Raw genomic sequence first — 24,121 nt, 5'->3', positions numbered from 1 at the left:
TGGAGTGTGCCCGTTTGGCTCTGTTCTTCGATGTCGAGTGGTACGCGGCGCGGATGGCCGAGCGCGGGCTGTCGCGCGCCGTGCTGGCGGCGGTTTCCGGCATGAGCGAGGCCGAGCTGGCGCTGGTTTTCAAGGACCAGCGGGAGGTCTCGGCGGCCGAGGTGGCGGCGTTCGCCGAACTGCTGGGGGTGAGCGCTGTCGAGGCGGCGGTGCGGGCGGGGGTGTCTACACCCGTGCCCGGAAGTGACCCCCTGGCAAGGATTGCCGAGCTGGAACGGCGGGTGGCGGCGCTGGAGGCGTTGGTGAAGGGGCTGGCGCGGTAACCTCCCTCCCCGAATGGGGAGGGCAGGCGCGCGTTGCGCGCCGGGTGGGGCAGTGGGTCACTGGCCGCGCCGGATGAGGCGTCTCAGCGCATTGTCTTGAAGGTCGGGAGCAGACTTCCCCACCCGACCCGCGTAACCGCGGGTCTGCCCTCCCCATTCGGGGAGGGAGGTTAGATGGCGGTTTTCTTGATCAGGCCCTTGGGCGGGCGGCGGTCGGCGGGGCCGCTGTATTCTGTTTCGAGGTAGGCGGAGCGGGCCGTCTCTACCGTGCCCGGTTGCTTGAGGCCGCGCTTCGCGCCGGGTTGGCCGAGGAGCTGGGCGGCGAAGGCGGCCTGGCCATCGAGGGGCGGGGGGCTGGTGTGTTCGTGGGCGTGCACGCCGGAGGCCGGGACGGGCAGGGTCCCGCCGGTGGGCTCCGACGCATGGGCGTCGGGCGCGTCGCGGTCCTCGCGCCGGCGCTCGAACTGGCGCCGGTCGCCGTAGGGCCTGGTCGGGTCTAGCCGCTCGGTCATGGGCCCCAGTCTGGGGCCAGGCCGGTTAAGATTTCGACGCCAGCTTGTCGATCTGGGCGCGCATGGCCTCGACCTGCTTTTTCAGCTCGGTGAGGCTGTCGTCGTCGGTGCTGCTGGCCGGGGCGGCCGGCGCGGCGCCGGCGGCGGGTTCCTCGCCACGGCCGTAGGCGAAGGGCGAGAACATCTTCATGGCCCGTTCGAACAGCTGCATGTTCTGGCGGACCTGGTCGTCGAAGGCCTGCATGCCGGTGGCGGGTCCGAACTGGCCGCCGAACTGGGCGCGCATGCGCTCCTGCTGCTGGGCGAAGGTCTGCAGGCTCATTTCGAGGTAGCTGGGCAGGAAGGCCTGCATCTGGTTGCCGTAGAAGCCGATCAGCTGGCGCAGGAACTGGATGGGCAGCAGGTTCTTGCCGTCGCCGCGGTTCTCTTCGTCGAAGATGATCTGGGTCAGGACCGAGCGGGTGATGTCCTCGCCGGACTTGGCGTCGAAGACCACGAAGTCGATGCCCTCGCGGGTCATGTCGGCCAGGTGTTCGAGGGTGACATAGGAGCTGGAGGCGGTGTTGTAGAGGCGCCGGTTGGCGTACTTCTTGATCACCACCTTGTCGCCGGCCTCCCTGCCGGCGTCGGACTTGTCGGACATTTCGTTCCCGTATCTTTGCGGTGAGGCCGCATATCTTGCGCCGCACTATCGCGTAAGCGAAGGCTTTGCGCCACCCTTGCTCGCATTTGCGAAAAAGCCAACCAAATGCCCGTGACCGGATGACTCCCGCCAAGGGTTGGGGCAGGGTGCGTCCGCTTAGAAAATGCGGCGGCGCAGCATGAGGCCGCCTGGACCGGGAGCCTTACCCATGAGCGACATCGTCATCGTTTCCGCCGCCCGCACGCCCGTTGGCTCGTTCAACGGGGCGCTGTCGAGCCTGCCGGCCCATGAACTGGGCAAGATCGCCATCCAGGCGGCGGTGGAGCGGGCCGGCATCTCGGCCGCCGACGTCGACGAGGTGATCATGGGCCAGGTGCTGCAGGCCGGCGCGGGTCAGGGGCCGGCGCGGCAGGCGGCGGTCAACGCCGGCATCCCGGTCGAGAGCCCGGCCTGGAGCGTCAACCAGCTGTGCGGCTCGGGGCTGCGGGCGGTGGCGCTGGCGGCGCAGCAGATCTCGTCCGGGGATGCGAGCATCGTCGTGGCCGGCGGCCAGGAGAGCATGAGCCAGAGCCCGCATGCGGCGCAGCTGCGCAACGGCACCAAGATGGGCGACCTGGGCATGGTCGACACCATGATCAAGGACGGGCTGATCGACGCCTTCCACGGCTATCACATGGGCCAGACGGCCGAGAACATCGCCGCCCGCTGGCAGATCACCCGGGCTGACCAGGACGACTTCGCCGTGGCCTCGCAGAACAAGGCGGAAGCCGCGCAGAAGGCCGGCAAGTTCGACGCCGAGATCTGCGCGGTGACGATCAAGGGCCGCAAGGGCGACACCGTCGTCGACAAGGACGAATACATCCGCCACGGGGCGACGCTGGACAGCGTTTCGGGCTTGAAGCCCGCCTTCAACAAGGAAGGGTCGGTGACGGCGGCCAATGCCTCGGGCCTGAATGACGGGGCGGCCGCCCTGGTGCTGATGACGGCGGACGAGGCCAAGAAGCGTGGTCTGAAGCCGCTGGCGCGGATCGCGTCCTGGGCGCACGCCGGCGTCGAGCCGGAAATCATGGGCACCGGGCCGATCCCTGCCATGAAGAAGGCGCTGGAGAAGGCCGGCTGGAAGGTCTCCGACCTCGACCTGGTGGAAAGCAACGAGGCGTTCGCGGCCCAGTCGCTGAGCGTGGTGCGGGAGCTGGGCCTCGATCCGGCCAAGACCAACGTCAACGGCGGCGCCATCGCCATCGGCCACCCGATCGGCGCCTCGGGCGCGCGCATCCTGACCACCCTGCTGCACGAGATGCAGCGGTCCGGCGCCAAGAAGGGGGCCGCGACCCTCTGTGTCGGCGGCGGGATGGGCGTGGCCATGTGCCTGGAAGCGGTCTGATCTGACATTTCTGCAGAACCTTGATCGCGGGCGGTGGCCTAATGGCCGCCGCCTCGCCTAAGGTGGCCTCGCGGGGAACATCGCGAGGGAAGATCATGACCAGGGTTGCATTCGTCACCGGCGGTACACGCGGCATCGGCCGGGCCATTGTCGAGCGGCTGGTCGCCGACGGCATGAAGGTCGCGGCCGGCTACAGCGGCAATGAAGAGGCGGCCAAGGCCTGCGCCGACGAGCTGGGCGTGATGGTGGTCAAGGGCAATGTCGGCAATTTCGACGACTGCAAGAAGGCCGCCGACGCGGTGGCCGCCGAGCTCGGCCCCATCGACGTGCTGATCAACAACGCCGGCATCACGCGGGACGGCTTCTTCCACAAGATGACCTACGAGCAGTGGTCGGAAGTGATCCGGGTCAACATGGACTCGGCTTTCAACATGACCCGCCAGGTCATCGACGGCATGCGCAACCAGGGCTGGGGCCGGGTGGTGAATATCTCCTCGATCAACGGCCAGAAGGGCCAGGTCGGGCAGACCAACTACAGCGCCGCCAAGGCCGGGCTGATCGGCTTCACGAAAGCCCTGGCGCTCGAGAACGCCAAGAAGGGCATCACCGTCAACGTGATCTGCCCGGGCTACATCGACACCGAGATGGTTTCGGCCGTGCCGCAGAACGTGCTGGACGGCATCATCGCCGGCATCCCGGTCGGGCGCCTGGGCAAGGGCGAGGAGATCGCCGACATGGTGTCCTACCTGGCCGGTGAACGGGCCGGGTTCGTGACCGGGGCGACGTTCACGCTGAATGGCGGGCAGTATCTGGCGGCCTAGCGGTCTGTGGTTCTTGCGCAACAGGGGGCGGCGCCTTGATCGGCGCCGTTTCCCAGTCCAAGATTCGCCCCAGTCGGAGTGCAGATACCGGGGCATGGCCGTAAGAGGTGCGAGATTTCCAGCCGCCGCATTGGCGCTGGCGGCGGTGATCGCCGGTGTGTCCGCGCCCGGGGTGTATGCGCAGCCCAAGGGCGGCTCACCCCTCGGCTCGCTCGGCGACATGCTGTTCCCGAACAAGCCGGACAACCGGCCGGCCCCGCCGCCGGTGGCCCGCTACGTCTCCGAATCCGGCCAGGCCTTCACCCTCGACCGCTCGACGGCCAAGCCGATGCTGCGCTTCGAGGGCAGCAACGAGATCTGGGTGCTGGAGCCGCATACCGGGGCGCGGGGCGATATCCTCTACAAGAACGACGCCGGGCGGGTGGTGCTGCGCGACACCAAGGTCGGCGGCATGATCCTCTATTCGCCGGACCGCCGCGAGGGGGCCGCCGCCGCCCTGTCGGGCGAGTCGCGGCCGATCCGGCTGACGCCGGTCGATCCCAAGGCGCTGATCCGCCGGCTGCTCGGGGCCAGCGCCGTGGTCAGCAAGGCCGCCCGCCGGCAGATACCCTTCCAGGCCGAGGCCTCGACCGCCTCCTCGGCCCTGATCGCCGACGCCGCCCTGGTGGCCGCCGACGGCCTGGTGCGGATGTCGCGGACGCCACAGGGCCAGGCCCAGCTGCGCCGGGTCAACCTGGTGTTCCTGACCGAGGGGCCGCGGCCCGGGGTCATCCTGCGCCAGGGGGTGCTTATCGTGGTGGTGACGCCGAGGCTGGGAATCAGCGGCCGGCCATCGTCGGAACGGATCGTTTTCGCCGCCGCGCGGTAAACTCTATCGGCCGACTGACATTCCAATGCTTCGAAAAGTGTCCGACGGGTAACACCCCACCCGAAATGAGGTAGGATCTCCATAAATCGGGTCAGTCAGCCCTTTGCGACTGACCGAAATGGGCACAGCTTGCGCCCGTCCTTCGGGGGGAGGGCTAGTCCCTGGCCAGGCTCCCGAGCTCGGTAGCTCGATGCCTGGCCAGGGCGACCCCCGCGCATTCCCTTGAAATTTCAGACCTTTCAGGCCGCGTTGGCTTGCGTCTCGAGCGCCAGGCCCGTCTGGGCGACGGCCTGGACCAGTTGGCCGAGGCGCTGGACGATCATATAGGCCCCGGCCAGCAGCTCGGGCTGCTGCATCCGGTCGACGCGGCAGAGGTAGCCGGTCCCGGCCCTGGACACCCAGCCGCGCTCATGGAAGTCGACCAGGCGGCGGCGGACCACCTCGTAGGGCAGGTTCAGGCGCTCGGCGATCTCGCGCGGGCGGGCCGGGCGACGAAGGGCGTCGGGCGGCGGGGTGTCGGCCCCGGCATAGCGCAGGGCCAGTTCGGGGTCGTAGGTGATGCGCTCGGCGTTGGCCGACATGGCCCCGACGAAGATCAGGGCGTTGAACATGGTCTCGTGCGGCTCAACCCCGGCCTCGAGGGTGCGCAGGAAATAGTTGTGGATCAGCCGGTGGGCGGCGAGCTGGGCCTGTGCCTGGTCGGCGACCGGCGGCGGCAGCGCACCTCCGTTGTTGAAGGTGGTTGGGCTGACGCCCAGGGCGGCGAGGTTGCCGAGCAGGATGTGGAAGCCGTCGCAGACGCGGGCGGCCTCGGCCTGGGCCTGGGCCTCGCCGACCGGGGCGGCGACCGGGCGTCCGTCGGCGGCGGTGATGCAGAGGCGCTTGTCCTCGAGTTCCTTGACCTTGCGGCGCACGGTCTCGAACGGCAGGTTCAGCGACCGGGCCAGGGCGCGGATGGAGATGCCCCGCCCGGGGTCGGCCGAGGCCTGGACCAGGGCCAGGAAGACCACGGCCTGGATGAAGTCGCCGCCGTGCCGGCCGGTCAGCAGCCCCATCTCGTCGAGCAGATAGTCGGATGCGCAACGGAAAATCAGCCGCTGTGTGGCCTTGCGGGCTTCGGGATCGGATCCCCAATCGGACATGGAACGGTACGCCTCTAAGAACTAAGCCGACCCGTTTCGAGGGTTTGCATCCTAGACGCCATCAGGCGTTCTGACGCTGCGACATCGCGCCATAGTTAGGAATGAACTAGAGGGCGTGGGGCTCCCAGCCGGGCACGGCCATTTCGAAGCCCGAGAAGTCGAAGCCCGGGGCCACCGTGCAGCCGACCAGGGACCAGTCGCCGGTCGGGACGGCGCTCTGCCAGACGCCGGAGGGGATGATGGCCTGGGGGCGCTCGCCGTTGGACAGATCGGGGCCGAGCAGGACGGTGACGGCCGGCTCGCCGTCACGGGCCAGCTTCAGGGCCAGCGGGGCGCCGTCATAGAAGTGCCAGACCTCGACGGCGTCGATCCGGTGCCAGGCGCTCTCCTCGCCGGCCTGCAGCAGGAAGAAGATGGCGGTCGATCTGGCGCGGCCGTCCGGGCCGGGCTCGTCGCGGAAGGTTTCCTTGAACCAGCCGCCCTCGGGATGCGGCGCGAGCTCGAGCAGGCTGATGATCTCGGGGGCGGTGATCCGGGGCGCGTCGCTCACCCCTTGAACGCGTCCTTGGCGGCGCGGACGGCGCCGAAGGCCTGGGCCGGATCGGCGATGTCGGGGCGCAGCAGCGGGGCGCGCAGGAAGGGGTTGGTGGCCTTCTCAAGGGCGATGGTGGTCGGCACCGTCGGCCTGCCCTGTTCGCGGGCGGCGAAGATGGCCTCGGCGCGGGATTTCAGGGCCGCGCTGTCATCGACCGACAGGGCGAAGCGGGCGTTGGAGGCGGTGTACTCGTGGGCGCAGTAGACGGTGGTGTCGTCCGGAAGATGGGCGATGCGCTGCAGGCTGGCCCACATCTGCTCGGCGTCGCCCTCGAACAAGCGGCCGCAGCCGAGCGCGAACAGGGTGTCGCCGACGAAGGCGATGTGGTTCTCGGCATCGAACCAAGTGATGTGGCCCAAGGTGTGGCCGCCGGTGTCGATGACCTCGAAGGTGCTCTCGCCCAGTTCGAAGGTGTCGCCCGGTTCGATGACGTGGTCCGGCTCGGCGATTCGGCTGACCTCGGCCGGGCCGATGACGACGCAGCCGGTGGCGGCCTTGAGGGCATCGTTGCCGCCGGCGTGGTCGGGATGCCAGTGGGTGTTGAGCACGAAGTGCAGGTCCCAGCCGGCCTTGGCGAGCTCGGCCAGGATGGCGTCGGCGTCGGGCGTGTCGATACAGGCGACCTGGCCGGTGGCGTCGTCGCGGACGAGGAAGCCGTAGTTGTCTGACAGGCAGGGGAACTGGCGAACGGTCAGGGTCATGCCTTGGCCTCAAACTGCGATTCAAACGACGGGTGACGCCGCCGCGTGGCGCACCTTACATTGCCTCAACGACGAAACGGGAGACGCAATGCGTCGCGACGTGCTGGAACTTCGCGCCTTCTACGCCTCGCCTCGGGGGGCGGCGGCGCGCGAGATGCTCGGCCGCAAGGTGGTCGAGGCCTGGGGCGACGCCGCGGGCCTCGACGTGCTGGGGCTGGGCTATGCGACGCCCTTCCTTGATTCCCTGCGGCCCAAGGCCCGGCGGGTGATCGCCGCCATGCCGGCCCAGCAGGGGGTGGAGGTCTGGCCGGGTGGGCGCGGGAACCTGACCGTGCTGGCCGACGAGTTCGCCCTGCCGCTGGCCAACGCCCTGTTCGACCGAATCCTCTGTGTCCATGCGCTGGAGGAGAGCGAGAGCGCGCCGGCCCTGCTCAGCGAGGTCTGCCGTGTGCTGGCGCCGTCGGGCCGGGTGATCGTGGCGGCGGCGGCGCGCAACGGGCTGTGGTCGAACGCCGAGGGCACGCCCTTCGGGCACGGGCGGCCGTTCACCCGTGGCCAGCTGGAGGACCTGCTGCGCGAGGCGGGGCTGGAGCCGACGGGCTATACGCGGGCCCTTTATGCGCCGCCGTTCGCCTGGGCCGCGCGCTGGGCCGACGGGTTCGAGCAGGTCGGGGCGCGGCTGTGGCCGGGCTTTGCCGGGGTGATCCTGATGGAGGCGGTGAAACAGACCTTCGCGGTCAAGCCGCGCGGGTCGCGAGCCAGAATCCGCAGCCGAGCGCCCGGAATTTTGGCGCCGGTTCCCACCGGCCGCGTTTCACGATCCAAGCCCTTTGACGGCAAGGCGCCACACGCCTAGCTAAGGGGAGCGCGCAGAGGACCTCGCCATGAAGATGATCGTCGCCGTCATCAAGCCCAGCCGTCTGGACGCGGTGCTCGACGCCGTCACCGAGGCCGGCGCCTCCGGCCTGACGGTGACCGAGGTGCGAGGCTACGGCCGCCAGAAGGGCAAGACCGAGGTCTATCGCGGCGCCGAGTACGAGGTGAAGCTGCTGCCCAAGGTGAAGCTGGAGATCGCCGTGTCCGACGATATCGTCGAGACGGTGATCGAGGCCATCGTCCGCGCCGCCAACTCCAGCAAGATCGGCGACGGCAAGGTCTTCGTGCTCGACCTAGAACAGGCCCTGCGCATCCGCACCGGCGAGAAGGACGCGGCGGCGATCACCGGCTAGGCTGGCGGCGCAGGGGAGCGCGCATGGCCGGCTGGATGTTGGGAATCATAGGGGGCTCTGGCCTCTACGACTTGCCGGGGCTGGAAGAACGCCGGACGCATGACATCAGGACGCCATTCGGCGCACCGTCGGGGCCCATCATCACCGGGCGGCTGGGAAGCGTCAGCCTGGCCTTCCTGCCGCGCCATGGGCCAGGGCACGCGATTCCGCCGACCGATCTCAACCCGCGCGCCAACATCCACGCCCTGAAGCAGCTGGGCTGCACCGACCTTCTGGCCATCTCGGCGGTCGGCTCGCTGGCCGAGGATCTGAGCCCCGGAACTTTTGTTACGGTCGGGCAGTACATCGACCGGACCTTTGCGCGGGAGAGCAGCTTCTTCGGCGAGGGGCTGGTGGCCCATGTGTCGATGGCCGAGCCGGTCTGTCCCCGGTTGTCGCGTTTCGCCGCCCGGGCGGGCCGGGCGGTCGGGGCGCCGGTGACCGAAGATGTGACCTACCTGGCCATGGAGGGGCCGCAGTTCTCGACCCGGGCCGAGAGCCGGCTTTATCGCAGCTGGGGCGCGCAGGTGATCGGCATGACCGGCATGCCGGAGGCCAAGCTGGCCCGCGAGGCGGAGCTGCCCTACGCCTGCGTCGGCATGGTCACCGACTATGACGCCTGGCGCGAGGACGAGGCCGGGGTCGAGGTCACCGATGTGCTGGCTGTGCTGCACGCCAATGCGGCCCGGGCGCGGGATCTGGTCGCGGCGCTGGCGGGCGCGTTGCCTGCGGTGCGGGAGGCCTCGCCGATCGACACCAATCTGGACCACGCCATCATCACCGCGCCTTCGGCGCGGGATCCCGCCGTTATCGCGAGGCTGGACGTGATCGCCGGGCGCGCGCTACGCAAGGGCCCTGCATAACCCTGGGGAGGGGCGGATGAGCGAGGCGGCGCCGGAGCGCACCACTGAGAGCAAGCGACTGGACGCCTTCGTCGATGCGGCCTTCGCCTTCGCCGTCACCCTGCTGCTGGTGGCCGGGGCGGACACCACAGCCACACTCGCCGGGCTGAAGGCGGCCCTGCTGCAGATACCGGCCTCGGCCGCGGCCTTCATGCTGATCGCGCTGTTCTGGGCCGCCCATCGCGACTACGGGCGGCTGGCGCCCAAGCGGGATGGTCTGTCGACCCTGCTCAGCCTGGCAATCGTCTTCTCGGTGCTGGTCTACGTCTTCCCACTGCGCATGCTGGTCAGTTCCGGGTTCCACTGGATTTCCGGCGGCCGGCTGCCTGGCTCGACCCTGATCAACACCGTCCGCGATCTCTCGGACCTGTTCTTCCTCTATGGCTTGGGCTTCGCCTTCCTCGGCCTGCTGTTCGTCGGCCTGTTCGCCCATGTCGCCCGCAGGGGCGAGACCCTGGACTCCGGTCCGGCCGAGCGGCAACAGGCCGGCGAGCATGCGGTGATCTGGCTGATCAGCAGCCTGGCCGGCATCGCCTCCGCCCTGCTGGCCATCTTCGGACCGATGCGTCAGGCGCCCTGGCTGCCGGGCATGGCCTACTGGCTGATCCCTGTCGCCATCTGGATCAGGCTGGCGCTGGTTCGGCGGGCCCAGCGAAAGCAGGCAAGCGCCCCCACCAAGGTTGCCGCTTGACGTAGAGTGCTTTGCATTGCAGAGTGAAGTCCTCAGCCATTTGGGGAGGAGCGCTCATGCGCCGTCTGTTCGTTTCCGTCAGTCTCGCCGCCGCCCTGGCGGCCAACCTCGGCGTCGTGGGCCTGGCCTCGGCGCAGTCGCCTGATCCGGCTGTCGCGGCCGCCCGAATGAAGGAACAGTCGGCGGCGCTCGCGCCCCTGGCCAAACTCGACGGCGAATGGCGCGGCGAGGCCTGGTTCATGGACCGCACCGGCAAGAAGACCACCCTGGTGCAGACCGAACGGGTCGGCTCGGTGCTGGATGGTTCGGTCAAGGTGGTCGAGGGCCGGGGCTTCGAGGGCGACAAGCAGGTGTTCAACGCCTTCGCCGCCATCAGCTACGACCCGGACAAGAAGACCTTTTCGATGCGCTCCTACACCCGGGGCTATCAGGGCGACTTCCCGATCGAGGTGACGGCCGACGGCTTCATCTGGTCGATCCCGGCCGGCCCGAACGCCCAGATCCGCTATACGGCGGTGATCAAGGACGGGGTCTGGGTCGAGAAGGGCGAGTACGTGCCCAATGGCGGCAAGGGCATGCAGTTCATGGAACTGACCGTCAAACGCGTCGGCGACACCCGCTGGCCGGCCGAGGGCGGCCTGGGCCCGAAATAGCCTATTCCTCGCTCCGGCTGCTGATCGTGCGGTGGAAGAGCTGCAGGGTGCGCAGCCGGGCGAGCCTGGCCGAGTCCGGGTCATAGTCGGTCCGGCGGTCCGAAAAGAAGCCGTGGCCGGCGTCGTAGAGGTAGATCGGCAGATCGGGGTGCAGGGCCCGGATGTCCTCGACCCGCTCCATCGGAATGGAGGCGTCGGTCTTGCCGAAGTGCAGGATGGTCGGGCAGCGGGGCGTCTCGTCCTTCAGCTCGCTGATCCGTCGGCCGTAGAAACCGGAGGCGGCGGTGACGCCGTCGCAGCGGCAGGCTGCCAGCCAGGTCGCCGCTCCGCCCCAGCAATAGCCCGCGACGAAGACCGGGCCCCGGGTCTTCAGCAGGTCGATGGCCGCCTGGCAGTCGCCGGCCACCTGGTCCCAGGGGGTGGCGGTCGAGTACTGGACCCCCCGCTGAATCGACTCCTGGTCGTACGTCGCCTCGAAGCCGGGTTCGAGCCGGTCATAGAAGCTGGGGGCAATGACCTCGTAGCCGTCGGCGGCGAAACCGTCGGCCAGCTCGTGGATGTGGTCGGTGACCCCGAAGATTTCCTGGATCAGCAGCAGGCCGCCGCGCCGGGCGTCCTGGTGCGGAGCGTGGTAGGCGGCCAGGGCGAACCCGTCATGCTTGCTGGTGAGTTTGATGGTCTCGCCCATCAGGCCGCTCCGTTGGCCTCGAACAGGTCCAGGGTCCGTTTGCGGGCCAGCTGGGCGTCCTCGAGGTTGGAGTCGGGCCGGCCGTCGTTGTTGAAGCCGTGGCCGCTGGCTTCGTAGATGTAGACCGGGACCTCGGGGTGGGCGGCGGTGACCTTGGCCTTGACCTCGTCGGCGGGGATGTGGGCGTCGGTGCGGCCGAGGTGGACGATGACCGGGCATGAGAGGGGCAGGCCGGCCATGCCGGCGACCTGGCCCCCGTAGTAGCTGGAGCCGGCGCTGAGGCCCTTCACGCGGGATGCAGCCAGCCAGACCATGGTGCCGCCGTAGCAGTAGCCAACGATGAACACCGGGCCCTTGTCCTTCAGCGCGCCGACGCAGGCCTGGATGTCGCTCATGGCGTTGTCGGGGCCGTTGCCGGTGGCCAGCTTGACGCCGGCCTGCAGGCCCTCGGGATCATGCTCGGCGGTGAACCCCTTCTGGCCGCGGTCGAACATCGACGGGGCGAGGACCTCGAAGCCGAGGCCCGACCAGCGGGCGACGTCGGCGTGGACGTACTGGTCGAGGCCGAAGATCTCCTGGATGACGATGACCCCGCCGCGCCGCCGCCCTTGCGGCTCCGCATGGAGGGCCTCGAACAGGAAGCCGTCGTGCGGGCTGGTCAGAGTGATGCGATCGGTCATGAGGCGTCTTCTCCTTGGGTCGCCCAAGTTTGCCACGCCTGCCGTTCGGGAAAGAAGCCTATTCCTTCGGATCGGCCATGCAGACCCCGGCGTGGTCGGCCAGGGTGACCAGGTCGCCCTTGTCGTAGAAGGCGCGACCCCAGCGATAGTTCTCATCCTTGAGCTTCGACCAGCTCTCGCCGCTGGGATATTTTTTCTCCTGGGCCTGGACCCACTTCTCCCACTTCTTCACGCGCGGGCCGACCGTCTCCGGCAGGAAGACCTTGTCCGGCAGACCCATGCGGCCGTACTCCGGGATGGCCTCGTTCATGGCCAGGTATAGGCCATAGCAGCGCCACTTCTCGTCGGTGGTGACGGCGGTCAGGCCGCGGCTGCGCTCGACGATGGGGGTCAGGTCGACGCCGGGTTTCTGCGGTGCGGTCCCGGCCTCGCCCTTGAGGCGCTTACGGGCGTCATTGGTGGCGGCAAGGCCGGGCTTCACGAACAGCGAGCCATAAGAGATCGGCGCGCTGTAGCGGGTCGAACCCTCATCGCGGTAGACGGCCCATTCGCCGAACGAGGCGCCGCTCAGCTCGTTGGCCAGGGCGCCCTTCCACATCACCCCATCCTTCCAGGTGACGGTGACCTCCCACATCAGACCCTTGCGAAACTTGCCTTCGACGATGCTGCCGTCCTTGCGCTCGAGCCGGCCGTGCCCCTTGCCGATGTAGCGACCATCCAGGGCGCCGTCGTAGATGCCGTCCTCGACCTTGACGACGCCGCCGCCGTTGCAGCCCTGCGAAAGGCAGGTTCCGACATCCAGCTGGTCGAAGGGCACGTCCTGGCAGACGACAGTGGCGTTGGCCCAGTTGACCCAGGCCTTGCAGGTGGCGGTCGCCGTCGAGGCGACCTGGCGGGGCGACTTGACCTGGGCCGCGGCCGGGCCGGCGGGCAGGATGACGGCGAGGGCGCCGAGCATGGCGGCGGCGAGGGCGTAGAGGCGCATGGCAGGCTCCGGTGATCGGGGCCCAGAGTGTGTGCGCTGGCCGGGAGCTTCGACCCTAAAAGCGGGGGCTCAGTCCGTCTTGACGTAGCATTTCTTCGCCTTCTGCATTTTCGCCGCCTCTTCGAAGGCGCGGTCGGAGAGGTCGGGGATCGCCTTCAGCAGGGTGGTGTCGACCTGGGCGGCGCCCAGCCGGGCGTTTTCGCGGGTCAGGAAGACCAGGACGAAGGTGTCGCCGGCCGACAGCGCCTTGATGAAGTCGGTCCGCTGGACGGTCTTGGCGGCGGCGTCGACCTCGCCGTCGGAACGCTCGTAGGACAGCCCGACGACAGCCCGGTGCGGCGTGTCGCGGGGCGTCATGTAGATGTAGTTGGACGCCTTGATCTGCACGCCGTTCGAGCCCCAGGCGACATAGGTCCAATCCTTGTCGGGCGTGGCGCTGGCCGGCAGCGGCGGGCCGACGAACTCATCGCCGACCGGCCACCAGGCGTGTTTTGCGCCGGCCTTGCTGAAGGCGGCGGGCGGCTTGTCGCCGATCCAGTCCCAGCTCAGGTGAACACGGTACTCGGCGGTCTGGCCGGCGGGGTCTGCGAGGTCGAAGGCATGCGGCGGGTCGGCGACCAGGAAGTCCTTGGCCACCGGAACGATCAGGACAGCGCGGGATAGGTCGGGGTTGAACGTCTTGCCGTCGCCGAAGATCGTCGCCTCGAGACGGCCGCCGGGCAGGTCGAGCTTGACGTCGCACTGGACGAAGGTGTCGGCCAGGGCGGGCGTGGCCACCAACGCCGAACAAGCGGCCAGGACAGCGGAAATACGGCGCATGGAACCCTCCGACAACGCCGGTATCCTACGCCGCCGGGCGGTCAGGGAAAGGCCTTGCGGCAGGCGGTGGCCAGGGCGGGGCTGGCCTGTTCTAGGGCGCGCGGCCTTGCCGCCTCCAGGTGAGCAGGGCGCGGACCTGCTGCACCGCGCCGTCCCGGGTTACGGGAGGCTGCAGGTAACCGACCCCGGACTGGGGTTTGCCGAAGTAGGTGATCATGGCGCCGCCCCCGACCTCCACCTTTTCGATGCCGATCGCCTGGCCGTCGTCGAGCAGGAGTATGCCCCGGCCCTGAAGGTCCAGTTTGACCTCAAGGGTCTCGAAGACGAGGTTGCTACGCTCATCCTTGCCGCCGATCAGCTCGAACACGACCACGCCGGACCCCATGTGGTCGGTGCTGTCGATGTAGCCGCCGCGCACACCCTTGTAGCGGACGCCGATGATCTCGCTGATGGCCGGCGCAGCGGTCGGCGCGTAGGACACCGGCTTCTTGATGTCCTCGGCCGTGCCCCGGAACCGCACCTGGAAGGCGCTTTCAGGCGGAGGGAAACTCGCCTCGAACAGCTTGTCGAAGTCGCCGTCCTGATCCTCGTCGCGATAGCAGTAGAAGGGGCCGTTGGGCAGGTTGATGGCGGTCTTTCCCCGCAGGCACCAGTATTCCGCGTTGTCGGCGCGCACCTGCCATAGGACCGAGCCCGCCGATCCGTATGCGCCTCTGACGGGGGCCGAGGTGAGCCGCACCGCGGCGGCGGGGGTGGCCTTCTGGAGCAGCACCATCTTGCCGGGCTCGATGCGGCGGGGAAGATTGGAAACCTCCGCGGCCTGGATGTTCAGGACGCTCTGGAAGGCGAGGCGGCCGAGCCTCGGCTGATAGCGGGTTCGAACCCCTTCCGGCAGGTCTTCCCACGTCTGGGGCAGGGTGATCGTGGCCGGCTGGTTCCGTGGCGGCGCCAGAACGGGCGGCGCCGGCGTCTGGGCGAGGACGGGCGCGGCGATCACCGAGGCGACCAGGACGGCAAGAAGACGGATACGCATGACCGGGCCCTAGTAGGTGACGACGTAGTAGTAGGTGGATGTCCGCAGGGTCATCTCCATGGGCTGAACCTGGGCCGGCATCGTGCGGTCGATGCGGTAGCGCAGCTGGCCTTCGGGCGTGAAGCCCAGCAGGGTGATGACAGCGCCGTCGGAGCGAATGCTGGCCGTCTGCCCGGCGGGAGGCATGGTGATCGTCTGCGGCTGGCTGATCGCTTCGGTTCGGCCATTGGGGAGAACCGCGGAGACGGTCCAGGTGATCTGGCGGGGAATGGGCGGGGGCGCGCCGCGCGCCCTCGGCTGTTCGACGGGTTGCCAGACGATGGCGATGTCCGTCGTGGGCCCATCCCTGTAGTTCAGGACGCTGTAGCGGACCGGCGCGGGCAGCCGCTTGGCCGGGCCAGGCTGGAAGACGAACAACGGCACGCCGTTGAACGGCAAGCCCGAGGGGCGGGCGACATCGAAGCGGCCATCGTCATCGACATCCTGATAGCAGGCGAACTGGTCGGCGAAGAGCCAGGCAGTGCTGCTCTTGGCGACGGCGCAATAGATCCAGCCATCCGGAACCTGAACCCCGAACAGCCTGGCCCCGGCGGGGAAGGTCTTCTCGACGGCGAACCCGAACGTCGTCGGCGCGGCCTCTTCCAGCTGGGCGGCCCGGGTCGAAGCGATCTTCTGGCGCAGCAGCGGGCCCTTGCCGGAGGCCGTCAGTTCCCCGGCGGGCGCCTCGGCCGGGAGGATGACGAAGGTGGTGGAAGACCGCTGGACCTGTGCGGCCGCCGGTTGGACCATCAGCGAAAGGGCGAGACAGGCCGCCGTTGCAGCCATTGAAAACCAACGCATGGAGCCCCCCGGCAAACTGTAGAGGACTGCTCATAGCGGGCCATGCAGGGGGGCCGCAAGCGGGGCGTCAAACTGTCGCCGACCCGAACGGGTCAGGCTTCAAAGGGCGGAACGACCCGGGAGAGGAGCGGGCCGATTTCCTCGTGCAGCACGAGGTCGGCGTATCGGTCCTGCTCCGTCTCTTCGCGGTTGACGATGACCAGGCGGGCGCCGTTTCGCTTGGCGTGCAGGGGGAAGCCGGCGGCGGGATAGACCACGAGGGACGAGCCCAGCACCAGGAACAGGTCGCAGGCGTTGGTCTCGTCCTCGGCCCGCGCCATGGGGCCGAGCGGCATGGACTGGCCGAAGGAGATGGTCGCGGTCTTCACCAGGCCGCCGCAGGACCGGCAGTGCGGAATCTCGCCGCGCTCGACGAAGGCGGGTTTGAGGTGATGCAGCTCGTGGCGCAGGCTGCAATCGAGGCAGGTGGCGTAGGAGGCGTTGCCGTGCAGCTCGATGACGCGGTCGTCGGGGATGCCGCTGTCCTGGTGCAGGTTGTCGACGTTCTGGGTGATGACGGCGCTGCATTTGCCGGCGGCGACCAGGCGGGCGACGGCGTCGTGGCCGGCGTTGGGGCTGCGGCCGGTCCAGCCGGCCGTGCCGTTGAAGGCGCGGGTCCAAGCCTCGCGGCGGCGCTCCTCGGAGGCGACGAAGTCCTGGAAGTAGATGGGCGTCATCTTCGACCAGACGCCGCCCGGACTGCGAAAGTCGGGAATGCCGGACTCGGTAGAGATGCCGGCCCCGGTGAAGACGACAATGCGTTCGGACGCGTCGATGAGCTGGGCGAGGCGGTCGGCAGGGGTCATGCCCCCTAACCTAGGTGCGCCCAATCAAACGTTGAAGCGGAAGTGCATCACGTCGCCGTCCTTGACGACGTATTCCTTGCCTTCGGAGCGCATCTTGCCGGCTTCCTTGGCCCCGGCCTCGCCGTTCAGACGGACGAAGTCGTCGAAGGCGATGGTCTCTGCGCGGATGAAGCCCTTCTCGAAGTCGGTGTGGATGACGCCGGCCGCCTGCGGGGCGGTGTCGCCGACGTGGATGGTCCAGGCGCGGGCTTCCTTGGGGCCGACCGTGAAGTAGGTCTGCAGGCCGAGCAGCTTGTAGGCCTCGTGGATCAGGCGGTTGAGGCCGGGCTCCTCAAGGCCAAGCGCGCCGAGGAATTCTGTGCGCTCCTCGGGGTCGAGCATGGCGACCTCGCTCTCGATCTGGGCCGAGATGACGACGCTGTTGGCGTTGTCCTTGCGGGCCCGTTCGGCGACCAGGTCGGAGAACTTGTTGCCCTTGTCGGCGCTGCCTTCATCGACGTTGCTGACGTACAGGGCCGGCAGCGAGGTCAGCAGCTGGAGCATGGCCCAGGCCTTCTGGTCTTCCTTGCTGATCTGCGCGGTGCGGGCCGGGCGGCCTTCGTTCAGTTGGGCCAGGGCCAGGTTGACCAGGCGCAGGGTGTTGGCGCTGTCCTTGTCCTGGCGGGCGCGCTTCTCCAGGTTGGGGACGCGCTTTTCCAGGCTTTCGAGGTCGGCCAGCATCAGCTCGGTTTCGATGATGTCCAGGTCGCTGATCGGGTCGATGCGGCCCTCGACGTGGGTGATGTCGTCGTCCTCGAAGCAGCGGGTGACGAAGGCCACGGCGTCGCAGTCGCGGATGTTGGCCAGGAACTGGTTGCCCAGGCCCTCGCCCTTGCTGGCGCCGCGGACCAGGCCGGCGACGTCGACGAAGTTGATGCGGGCCGGGATGATCTCTTTCGAACCGGCGATGGCGGCCAGCTTGTCGAGGCGGGCCTCGGGCACGGCCACGTCACCGACGTTCGGCTCGATGGTGCAGAAGGGATAGTTGGCCGCCTGGGCCGCCGCCGTCTGGGTGAGGGCGTTGAACAGGGTCGATTTGCCGACGTTGGGCAGGCCGACGATCGCGACTTTCAGGGCCATTGGAATGCAGTTCGCCTAGGGGAGAAGATCAGGGGGCGCGACCTAGCACACCCCCGCCGCAAAGCGAAACGGTCAGGCCTTCTCAGGCTCTTGGGGGGCCGCCCGGGTAGAGGGCCTCGTAGGCGAAGTCGCGCCACTGTTTGGCTTCCTTGCGGAAGTGGGCGGTGGTGCGCTTGGCCCGCTTGTCGATCTCCGTCATGGCGTCCTGGGCCTCGGCGCGGCGGCCTTTCTCGCACAGGAAAGCGACGTAGCGGGCCATGCCTTCCAGCCCCGGCAGGCGGCCGGCGGCCCATTCGTAGGCGGTGTCGGCTTCGCTATCGCGGCCCAGCATGTGGTAGGCGCGGCCCATGGCCAGGGCGGCCTGGGGCGTGCGGCCCGCCTCGCCCAGCTCGCCCAGCTTCTCGAGAATCGGCAGGGCCTCGGCCGGGCGATCGAGCTCGATCAGGGCCTTGGCGCGGCCGAGCAGCAGGGTGGCGTCCTCGGCATGAATGCCATGGGCGGCGTCGGCGTACATCCGCTCGGCCTCCTCATAGCGGCCAAGGCCGGAGGCGGCGGCAGCCAGGCGCATGCGGTTGGCGACGGTGGGGCTGTCCTGCACCAGGGCCTGGGCGGCGCGGTATTCGCCCTCCGGGTTCAGCGCCTGTCTGGCGGCGGCCTGCAGCCGGCGCGAGGTCGAGCCGCCGGTCAGCTCGGGCAGGATGTGGATCACCCCATAGACGATGCCGCCCAGCGGCATGAACGCCAGGATGATGAACAGCCAGTACATCTCCCGGCCCGTCTTCACGACGTGGATGCACATCAGGATGGAAAAGACGACGCCGAGGCCGATACCAAAGAACATGATGTGACTATTCCCCCGCCCGACTCTTAGCTCAATCGCTGTCGCGCAGCGAGCGGCGGGGATCGGATTTCACCGCCGGCGCCAGACGCAACACCTCGGCCTGATAGCGCTCGTCGTCACCGTCCAGGGCGAAGGGCAGGGCGTCGCAGATCGCTTCCAGCATCGGGTTCAGCCAGTCGCGGTCGACCTTGTGGAAGTCGCTGAGCACATGGCCCTGCACCAGGTCCTTGTCGCCCGGATGGCCGACGCCGATTCGGGCGCGGCGGAAGTCGGGGCCGATGGCGGCGATGGTCGAGCGGATGCCGTTGTTGCCGGCCGCGCCGCCGCCGGTCTTCATGCGGAAGCGGCCCGGGGCCAGATCGATCTCGTCGTGGAAGACGATGACGTCGGCCGGGGCGATCTTGAAGAACTTGGCCGCCTCGCCGATCGAACGGCCGCTCTCGTTATAGAACTGCTGGGGCTTAAGGAGGAGGATGCGGTGGTCGCCCAGCGTCCCCTCGCAGGCCAAACCCTGGAAGCGCGCGCGCCAGGGCGAGGCGCTGATGTGCCGCGCGATGGCCTCGACCGCCACCCAGCCGACGTTGTGCCGGGTCTTGGCGTAGCGTTCGCCCGGATTGCCGAGGCCGGCCAGCAGCAGCATTGCGGGGTCCCTCTCATGCAAATGCGGCCGAGCGTTTCCGCCCGGCCGCATTCAAAAGCACTGGCGTCGAAGAAGCTTTAAGCTTCGCCGCCCGAGTTGGCTTCGTCGTTGATTTCCGACAGGGCCGCCGACGAGACCTTCAGGGTCGCGATGACGAAGTCACGGTCGCTGATGGCCGAGGTCACGCCCTTGGGCAGGGTGATGTCGCTCATCCGGATGGTTTCGCCCATTTCGCGGGTCGAGATGTCGACGATCAGTTCTTCCGGGATGGCGTTGGCCGGGCAGTTCAGCTCGACTTCGTGACGGACGATCTCCAGCGAGCCGCCCTTCTTCATGCCGGGGCTGACGTCCTGGCCCTTGAAGTGGACCGGAACGTTGATCTTCACGGTGCCCTTTTCGTCGACGCGCATCAGGTCGAAGTGGAAGGGGTTGTCGGTGACCGGGTGGAACTGCACGTCCTTGGCGATGACCGGCTGGCTTTCGTCGCCGTACTTCAGCGTCACCAGGTGGCCCAGCAGCTTGCCGGTGTAGAGCGCCTTGCGGAACTCGTTTTCCTTGACCGCGATGGCCACCGGGGCCTTGTCGCCGCCGTACAGGACGCCGGGGACCTTGCCGCCACGGCGGGCTTCACGGGCGCCACCGGTGCCGGTGCGATCGCGGACTTCGACGTTGAGGATGATCTCGGCCATTGCTCTTGCAGTCTCAAAACGAAGTCGCCGCGCGAAATCTCCACGCGGCGACGGTCGGTGAATTCAGGGTCCGGGTCGATACACTCTTTGGGTTTGGAGTGCAACGGCCCGGGTAAGGAATCTGAAGGGCTCTCTAGTGGTCGCGCGTTTGATCCGATAACCGGTTCCCACTTATCGGAACGCGCTCCTAGCCGCCCTTGGCCTTGGGCTTGGCGGCCGGCTTGGCGGGAGCCTTGGGGGCGGGGGCCTTGGTGGCCACCACGACCGGTTTGGGCGGCTCGATCGGCATCGGGGCGCCGGCGCTCTTCAGCGTGCATTGCCCGGTGTCGATCAGTACGTGCTGGCCGAGGCAGAAGACGTCCTCGTAGTGCGGCTTGGCGGCGGCCAGGCACTGGTAGAGCATGAGCTTGGACATGTTCAGGCAGAACATGCTGGGCTCGTCGGTGAACAGCGGGCCAAGCGCGATCAACTTGTCATCGCCGGCTTCGCCCAGAGCGGCCAGCGCCGCCAGGGCCAGGCCACGGACCACGACCGGCGAGTAGGGGGCGCTGGCGGTCTGCCCGACGATGCCGTCGGGGCCGGCGGGCGAGCCGCCGCTCAGGCTGACCGACTGCATGCGGCCGACTTCCTCGATGTCGCCGCGGATCGGGGTCGAGGACAGGGTGCGCACGTCGGCCAAGCGGCCTTCGCGGTTGGGCACGAATTCCTTGGACCACTTCTGGCGCTGGACGTCATAGGCCGACTGCTTCACGGCCCGGCCGGTCAGCAGCACCTTGGTGGCGTCGTTGCCGAGCGCCGAGATGATCAGGCCGGCGGCGCGGTCGGCGCCTGGATAGTTGGTCACCGTCCAGGGATTGGCCAGGATCTGGGCGGCGATGCGCTGGCGCTGCACGGGATCGACAGCGTAGGTGCGGATGTTGGCGATATAGGCCTGGTCCTGCAGGGCGATGACCGCCGCATAGGCGATCGAGCCGCGCAGCAGCTGCTTGGGCTCATAGGCGGCGCCGGCCCGCAGGGAGCTGGCCACCATCGTGGGGTCCGAGAAGTTGGTCGGGGTGGCGGCGGCGCGGGTCATGTAGCCGCGCCAGGCGCTGGCTTCCTCGAACAGCGAGGCCGAGAGGGTGATGGCCGGCGGCGGCGGCGGTGGCGGCGGCAGGACGGCAACGGGCGTCGGCGGCTCGGGCGTCGAGCAGGCGGCGACAACAAGCGTTGCGGCGATAGCGGCCAGACCGGCCAGCACGGAAGATCGAATGGTCATGATTTGAAGCTTTCCCCGGAGCCCATAGACCGGTCAATAGCACGTCGCTCCGGGCGGGAATGTGACCGGTGCGCGTTAACCATACCTTGACGCGGCGTCGATCGCCTATCGGGCAAATTGCCCAATCAATCGAACAGCTTGGAAACCGACTCTTCGTTGGCGATGCGTCGAATGGCCTCGCCGATCAGGGAGGCGGCCGAGAGCTGGCGGATCTTGCCGTTGCCCTTGATCAGGTCGGGCTGCTCGATGCTGTCGGTGACCACCACCTCGCGCATGACGCTGTCGGCGATGCGCTGGTTGGCCGGATCGGACAGCACGCCGTGGGTGACATAGGCCGAAACCTCGGTGGCGCCGTGCTTGGTCAGGGCCTCGGCGGCGTTGCACAGGGTGCCGGCGGAATCGACGATGTCGTCGAACAGGATGCAGCTGCGGCCCGAGACGTCGCCGATGATGTTCATCACCTCGCTCTTGCCCGGCCCTGAGCGGCGCTTGTCGACGATGGCCAGGTCGCAGCCCAGCCGATTGGCCAGGGCCCGGGCGCGGACCACGCCGCCGACGTCGGGCGAGATGATCATCAGCTCGCTGGACTTGCGTCCATGCTGGTCGCGGATGTCCTGGGCGATCAGGGGTGCGGGCAGCAGGTTGTCGGTCGGGATGTCGAAGAAGCCCTGAATCTGGCCGGCGTGCAGGTCCATGGTCAGGACCCGGTCGGCCCCGGCGCGGGTGATCAGGTTGGCCACCAGCTTGGCCGAGATCGGGGTGCGGCCACCGGTCTTGCGGTCCTGGCGGGCGTAGCCGAAGTAGGGCAGCACGGCCGTGATCCGCCGGCCCGACGCGCGTTTGAGCGCGTCGATGCAGATCAGGAGTTCCATCAGGTTGTCGTTGGCCGGGTAGCTGGTCGACTGGATGACGAAGACGTCCTCGCCGCGCACGTTCTCGTCGATGGTGACGAAGACCTCGTTGTCGGCGAACCGGCGGACCTGGGCCTTGGTCAGCGGCATGTCGAGGTACTGGGCGATTTCGCCCGCGAGCGTACGGTTGGAGTTGCCAGCCAGCAGCTTCATGGGACGACTCTTCGCGGGAGGAATGTTGGGCGGTCTGTAGGGGGCAGAGGCCGTCCGGGCAAGGCGGATTCGGGCGGTTATCCCAGAGAGTCGAGCGACGGGCCGCCCAGCCAGGTCTTCCAGGTCACGACCACCGCCCAGTGCAGCAGCACGGCGGGCCAGATCGAACCGGTGCGCCAGCGGGTAAGGCCGCAGGCCAGCCCCAGCAGGCCGGTGACCAGCAGGAAGTCGGGGCGGGCGAACAGGTCGCGGGCGCCGGGCAGGAAGGTGAAGCCTTCGAGCGGGTGCCAGAGGACGTAGAGCAGGGTGGTGACGGCGATGGGCAGGGCCGGGTTGGCGGTCTCGGCGCGGGACGGGAGCAGGCCACGGAACACCGCCTCCTCGCCGATGGCCGGGACGAAGAGGACCGTCAGCATGGTCAGGGGCAGGGCGGCGAGGTTGCCGGGGCCGAGGCTGTAGAGGCCGGTGGCCAGGCCGATGACGGCCATGGCCAGAAGGGTCGATGCTCCGACGAGGGCGGTGAAGGTCCAGCCGGCGCGGTCCGGCAGGGTGCGGAAGCCGGCGATCAGACGGGTCAGGTACAGCCGCATGAACTCTCCTCAGGCCAACATGGTTAACGGCGCCTTTACCTCTCCGCCCCAAACCCGTCCCAAAGGCGTGGGACTTGAAACGCCTCGCCAGCAGGAGACCCCCCATGGACCGCCGCAGCCTGATTCTCTCCGGTCTTGCCACCGCCGGCCTTTCCGCCTGTGCGTCGACGTCGGGCAATGGGGCCGATCCGGGCGTGACGCCGGACCGCAGCATCGAGACCTACACGGTCGGTGAAATCCGCGACCAGACCAGCGACTTCCTGGGCGTCGCCGCCGAGACCGTCGGCCAGGTCGTCGAGCGGGTGTTCCGCGACCAGGGCGAGCCCACCGCCTACATCGCCGGCGAAGAGGGCAGCGGCGCGGTCGTCGCCGGCCTGCGCTACGGCCGGGGCCTGATGTACATGAAGGACAAGCCGACCATGGAGGTCTTCTGGCAGGGCCCGTCGGTCGGTTTCGACTGGGGCGGCAACGCCAGCCGTGTCTTTACCCTCTGCTACAATCTCTACTACCCGGACATGATCTTCCGCCGTTACCCGGGCGTCGACGGCTCGGCCTATCTGGTCGGCGGCCTGGGCGTGAACTACCAGCGGGCCGACGGCATCACCCTGGCCCCGATCCGCACCGGCGTCGGCCTGCGGCTGGGCGCCAACCTTGGCTACCTGTCCTACAGCCGCCAGCGCAACAACTGGCCGTTCTAGGCGAAGCGAAGCTATTTTAACCGATTGGGGTCGTTCTGTCGCCCCAGTTTTCTTCGTAAAATCAACCGCTTGAGGGAGACGAAGCGACCCCTCGGGGAGCCTGTTTCGACCTCTGTACGACCAACCGCGATGCGGCCTGAAACCACCCTGTAGCCGCCTGAGGGCGGTGACCAGGCGCGGGCGTCCCCACAGCGTCGTCCGGGCGGTTTTGAATTCCGGGTATGTCGGTCAGCCCGGGTCTTCCGGCGCCTCGGTGTGGTCGGTGCGGGACTGAAGCCAGTCGGACATGGCCATGGTCACGCCGCTGACCACGAAGGTCAGGTGGATGATCACCTGCCAGAGGATCGGCTGCCAGTTGAAGGGGCCCTCGGCGGTCTCGACGATCTTCAGGAAGCTGCGCAGCAGGGAGATGGCGCTGATGGCGACGATGGAGCCGATCAGCTTCATCTTCAGCCCCGAGAAATCGACCGAACCCATCCAGGTCGGCCGGTCCTCATGGTCGCCGGTGTTGATCTTCGACACGAAGTTCTCGTAGCCGGAGAAAATGACGATCAGCACCAGGTTGGCGGCCAGCGACAGGTCGATCAGCGACAGGGCCAGCAGGATGGCGTCCTCGGCCTTGGCGTGGCCGCCCAGGAATAGCGGCAGCTCGTGGATGATCTCCTGGAAGAAGACGAGCAGCAGGATCAACAGGGCGGCGATCAGGCCGACGTAGAAAGGGGCCATCAGCCAACGGCTGCCGAACAGGCCGGCCTCAAGCCATTTCTCGAGGAAGGTCCCGACGCGCTCGACGGAGCCGGGCGGTTTGAGGGGCGGGGTCTTGGGCATG

The 24,121-nt window shown here is 68.2% G+C and carries 30 protein-coding genes; 10 read left to right on the top strand and 20 right to left on the bottom strand.

Annotation, left to right across the window (positions count from 1 at the left end; translation table 11 throughout):
* Window positions 1-14 precede the first annotated feature (14 nt).
* Complete coding sequence (locus tag AC2YG9_RS00790) at window positions 15-323, top strand: helix-turn-helix domain-containing protein (protein WP_487296017.1); 309 nt, start codon at window positions 15-17, stop codon at window positions 321-323.
* A gap of 170 nt (window positions 324-493) precedes the next feature.
* Here AC2YG9_RS00790 and AC2YG9_RS00785 read toward each other — a convergent pair whose 3' ends face one another.
* On the bottom strand, window positions 494-835 hold the full coding sequence (locus AC2YG9_RS00785) for a hypothetical protein (protein ID WP_487296016.1): 342 nt from the start codon (window positions 833-835) through the stop codon (window positions 494-496).
* 25 nt (window positions 836-860) lie between these two features.
* Window positions 861-1,478: a polyhydroxyalkanoate synthesis repressor PhaR gene (gene phaR, locus AC2YG9_RS00780; RefSeq protein ID WP_487296015.1), complete on the bottom strand. Its 618-nt coding sequence runs from the start codon at window positions 1,476-1,478 to the stop codon at window positions 861-863.
* 208 nt (window positions 1,479-1,686) lie between these two features.
* Here phaR and AC2YG9_RS00775 point away from each other — a divergent pair, with 208 nt between their 5' ends.
* The 3 genes from AC2YG9_RS00775 to AC2YG9_RS00765 all read left to right on the top strand — a co-directional run bounded on the left by AC2YG9_RS00775 (window position 1,687) and on the right by AC2YG9_RS00765 (window position 4,551).
* Complete coding sequence (locus AC2YG9_RS00775) at window positions 1,687-2,862, top strand: acetyl-CoA C-acetyltransferase (RefSeq protein ID WP_487296014.1); 1,176 nt, start codon at window positions 1,687-1,689, stop codon at window positions 2,860-2,862.
* Window positions 2,863-2,957: 95 nt separating this feature from the next.
* Entirely contained in the window at window positions 2,958-3,683 is a 726-nt protein-coding gene (gene phbB, locus AC2YG9_RS00770; RefSeq protein ID WP_487296013.1) for an acetoacetyl-CoA reductase, read from the top strand.
* A 94-nt stretch (window positions 3,684-3,777) separates the two neighbouring features.
* Window positions 3,778-4,551, top strand: a complete 774-nt coding sequence (locus AC2YG9_RS00765; RefSeq protein ID WP_487296012.1) for a DUF4908 domain-containing protein — start codon at window positions 3,778-3,780, stop codon at window positions 4,549-4,551.
* A gap of 239 nt (window positions 4,552-4,790) precedes the next feature.
* On the opposite strand, the gene AC2YG9_RS00760 is transcribed toward AC2YG9_RS00765, so the two are convergent.
* From AC2YG9_RS00760 to gloB, 3 genes are all read right to left on the bottom strand, one after another.
* A complete protein-coding gene (locus AC2YG9_RS00760) occupies window positions 4,791-5,693 on the bottom strand; it encodes a hypothetical protein (protein ID WP_487296011.1) in 903 nt (300 codons plus the stop codon).
* A gap of 106 nt (window positions 5,694-5,799) precedes the next feature.
* Window positions 5,800-6,243 carry a cupin domain-containing protein gene (locus AC2YG9_RS00755; RefSeq protein ID WP_487296010.1) on the bottom strand — a complete coding sequence of 148 codons (444 nt, stop codon included), beginning with the start codon at window positions 6,241-6,243 and terminating at the stop codon, window positions 5,800-5,802.
* Complete coding sequence (gene gloB / locus AC2YG9_RS00750; RefSeq protein WP_487296009.1) at window positions 6,240-6,989, bottom strand: hydroxyacylglutathione hydrolase; 750 nt, start codon at window positions 6,987-6,989, stop codon at window positions 6,240-6,242. Before gloB ends, AC2YG9_RS00755 begins: the two co-directional genes overlap by 4 nt.
* A gap of 88 nt (window positions 6,990-7,077) precedes the next feature.
* On the opposite strand from gloB, the gene AC2YG9_RS00745 reads away from it, so the two are divergent.
* Genes AC2YG9_RS00745 through AC2YG9_RS00725 form a run of 5 tightly spaced genes read left to right on the top strand, consistent with a single transcriptional unit; the run spans window position 7,078 to window position 10,503 of the window.
* Complete coding sequence (locus tag AC2YG9_RS00745) at window positions 7,078-7,845, top strand: class I SAM-dependent methyltransferase (protein WP_487296008.1); 768 nt, start codon at window positions 7,078-7,080, stop codon at window positions 7,843-7,845.
* Window positions 7,846-7,873: 28 nt separating this feature from the next.
* Window positions 7,874-8,218: a P-II family nitrogen regulator gene (locus AC2YG9_RS00740; protein WP_271068025.1), complete on the top strand. Its 345-nt coding sequence runs from the start codon at window positions 7,874-7,876 to the stop codon at window positions 8,216-8,218.
* Between the two features lie 23 nt (window positions 8,219-8,241).
* Complete coding sequence (mtnP, locus tag AC2YG9_RS00735) at window positions 8,242-9,120, top strand: S-methyl-5'-thioadenosine phosphorylase (protein WP_487296007.1); 879 nt, start codon at window positions 8,242-8,244, stop codon at window positions 9,118-9,120.
* A 16-nt stretch (window positions 9,121-9,136) separates the two neighbouring features.
* Window positions 9,137-9,850 carry a TMEM175 family protein gene (locus AC2YG9_RS00730; protein WP_487296006.1) on the top strand — a complete coding sequence of 238 codons (714 nt, stop codon included), beginning with the start codon at window positions 9,137-9,139 and terminating at the stop codon, window positions 9,848-9,850.
* 56 nt (window positions 9,851-9,906) lie between these two features.
* Window positions 9,907-10,503, top strand: a complete 597-nt coding sequence (locus AC2YG9_RS00725; protein WP_487296005.1) for a DUF1579 domain-containing protein — start codon at window positions 9,907-9,909, stop codon at window positions 10,501-10,503.
* A 1-nt stretch (window position 10,504) separates the two neighbouring features.
* Here AC2YG9_RS00725 and AC2YG9_RS00720 read toward each other — a convergent pair whose 3' ends face one another.
* From AC2YG9_RS00720 to AC2YG9_RS00655, 14 genes are all read right to left on the bottom strand, one after another.
* The gene (locus AC2YG9_RS00720) at window positions 10,505-11,191 is read right to left on the bottom strand and encodes a dienelactone hydrolase family protein (RefSeq protein WP_487296004.1); all 687 of its coding nucleotides are present in this window, start codon (window positions 11,189-11,191) and stop codon (window positions 10,505-10,507) included.
* Window positions 11,191-11,871 carry a dienelactone hydrolase family protein gene (locus AC2YG9_RS00715; RefSeq protein WP_487296003.1) on the bottom strand — a complete coding sequence of 227 codons (681 nt, stop codon included), beginning with the start codon at window positions 11,869-11,871 and terminating at the stop codon, window positions 11,191-11,193. The genes AC2YG9_RS00720 and AC2YG9_RS00715 overlap by 1 nt, the downstream gene beginning before the upstream one ends.
* Window positions 11,872-11,929: 58 nt before the next feature.
* On the bottom strand, window positions 11,930-12,856 hold the full coding sequence (locus AC2YG9_RS00710; RefSeq protein WP_487296002.1) for a hypothetical protein: 927 nt from the start codon (window positions 12,854-12,856) through the stop codon (window positions 11,930-11,932).
* Window positions 12,857-12,925: 69 nt separating this feature from the next.
* Window positions 12,926-13,675, bottom strand: a complete 750-nt coding sequence (locus AC2YG9_RS00705; protein WP_487296001.1) for a hypothetical protein — start codon at window positions 13,673-13,675, stop codon at window positions 12,926-12,928.
* A gap of 91 nt (window positions 13,676-13,766) precedes the next feature.
* Window positions 13,767-14,708 (bottom strand): hypothetical protein, encoded by a 942-nt coding sequence (locus AC2YG9_RS00700; RefSeq protein WP_487296000.1) that lies wholly within the window; start codon window positions 14,706-14,708, stop codon window positions 13,767-13,769.
* Window positions 14,709-14,717: 9 nt separating this feature from the next.
* Complete coding sequence (locus AC2YG9_RS00695; RefSeq protein ID WP_487295999.1) at window positions 14,718-15,548, bottom strand: hypothetical protein; 831 nt, start codon at window positions 15,546-15,548, stop codon at window positions 14,718-14,720.
* A 92-nt stretch (window positions 15,549-15,640) separates the two neighbouring features.
* A complete protein-coding gene (locus AC2YG9_RS00690; RefSeq protein ID WP_487295998.1) occupies window positions 15,641-16,393 on the bottom strand; it encodes an SIR2 family NAD-dependent protein deacylase in 753 nt (250 codons plus the stop codon).
* A gap of 24 nt (window positions 16,394-16,417) precedes the next feature.
* Window positions 16,418-17,512 (bottom strand): redox-regulated ATPase YchF, encoded by a 1,095-nt coding sequence (ychF, locus tag AC2YG9_RS00685; RefSeq protein ID WP_487295997.1) that lies wholly within the window; start codon window positions 17,510-17,512, stop codon window positions 16,418-16,420.
* 82 nt (window positions 17,513-17,594) lie between these two features.
* Window positions 17,595-18,353, bottom strand: a complete 759-nt coding sequence (locus tag AC2YG9_RS00680) for a tetratricopeptide repeat protein (protein WP_487295996.1) — start codon at window positions 18,351-18,353, stop codon at window positions 17,595-17,597.
* A gap of 31 nt (window positions 18,354-18,384) precedes the next feature.
* On the bottom strand, window positions 18,385-18,993 hold the full coding sequence (pth, locus tag AC2YG9_RS00675) for an aminoacyl-tRNA hydrolase (RefSeq protein ID WP_487295995.1): 609 nt from the start codon (window positions 18,991-18,993) through the stop codon (window positions 18,385-18,387).
* A 77-nt stretch (window positions 18,994-19,070) separates the two neighbouring features.
* Entirely contained in the window at window positions 19,071-19,682 is a 612-nt protein-coding gene (locus AC2YG9_RS00670) for a 50S ribosomal protein L25/general stress protein Ctc (protein WP_487295994.1), read from the bottom strand.
* 187 nt (window positions 19,683-19,869) lie between these two features.
* Window positions 19,870-20,940 carry a hypothetical protein gene (locus AC2YG9_RS00665; protein WP_487295993.1) on the bottom strand — a complete coding sequence of 357 codons (1,071 nt, stop codon included), beginning with the start codon at window positions 20,938-20,940 and terminating at the stop codon, window positions 19,870-19,872.
* 125 nt (window positions 20,941-21,065) lie between these two features.
* Window positions 21,066-22,004 (bottom strand): ribose-phosphate pyrophosphokinase, encoded by a 939-nt coding sequence (locus tag AC2YG9_RS00660; protein ID WP_487295992.1) that lies wholly within the window; start codon window positions 22,002-22,004, stop codon window positions 21,066-21,068.
* A 77-nt stretch (window positions 22,005-22,081) separates the two neighbouring features.
* Window positions 22,082-22,594 (bottom strand): CPBP family glutamic-type intramembrane protease, encoded by a 513-nt coding sequence (locus AC2YG9_RS00655; RefSeq protein WP_487295991.1) that lies wholly within the window; start codon window positions 22,592-22,594, stop codon window positions 22,082-22,084.
* A gap of 104 nt (window positions 22,595-22,698) precedes the next feature.
* On the opposite strand from AC2YG9_RS00655, the gene AC2YG9_RS00650 reads away from it, so the two are divergent.
* On the top strand, window positions 22,699-23,292 hold the full coding sequence (locus tag AC2YG9_RS00650) for a DUF1134 domain-containing protein (protein ID WP_487295990.1): 594 nt from the start codon (window positions 22,699-22,701) through the stop codon (window positions 23,290-23,292).
* Window positions 23,293-23,520: 228 nt separating this feature from the next.
* Here the strand turns inward: AC2YG9_RS00650 and AC2YG9_RS00645 are convergent, their stop codons facing one another.
* Window positions 23,521-24,120, bottom strand: a complete 600-nt coding sequence (locus tag AC2YG9_RS00645; protein ID WP_487295989.1) for a TIGR00645 family protein — start codon at window positions 24,118-24,120, stop codon at window positions 23,521-23,523.
* Window position 24,121 lies beyond the last annotated feature (1 nt).

The organism is Caulobacter sp. SRI_014 (assembly GCF_057586315.1).
Note: the sequence above shows the minus strand (reverse complement) of the source record. Positions and strands in the feature narration are given on the sequence as shown.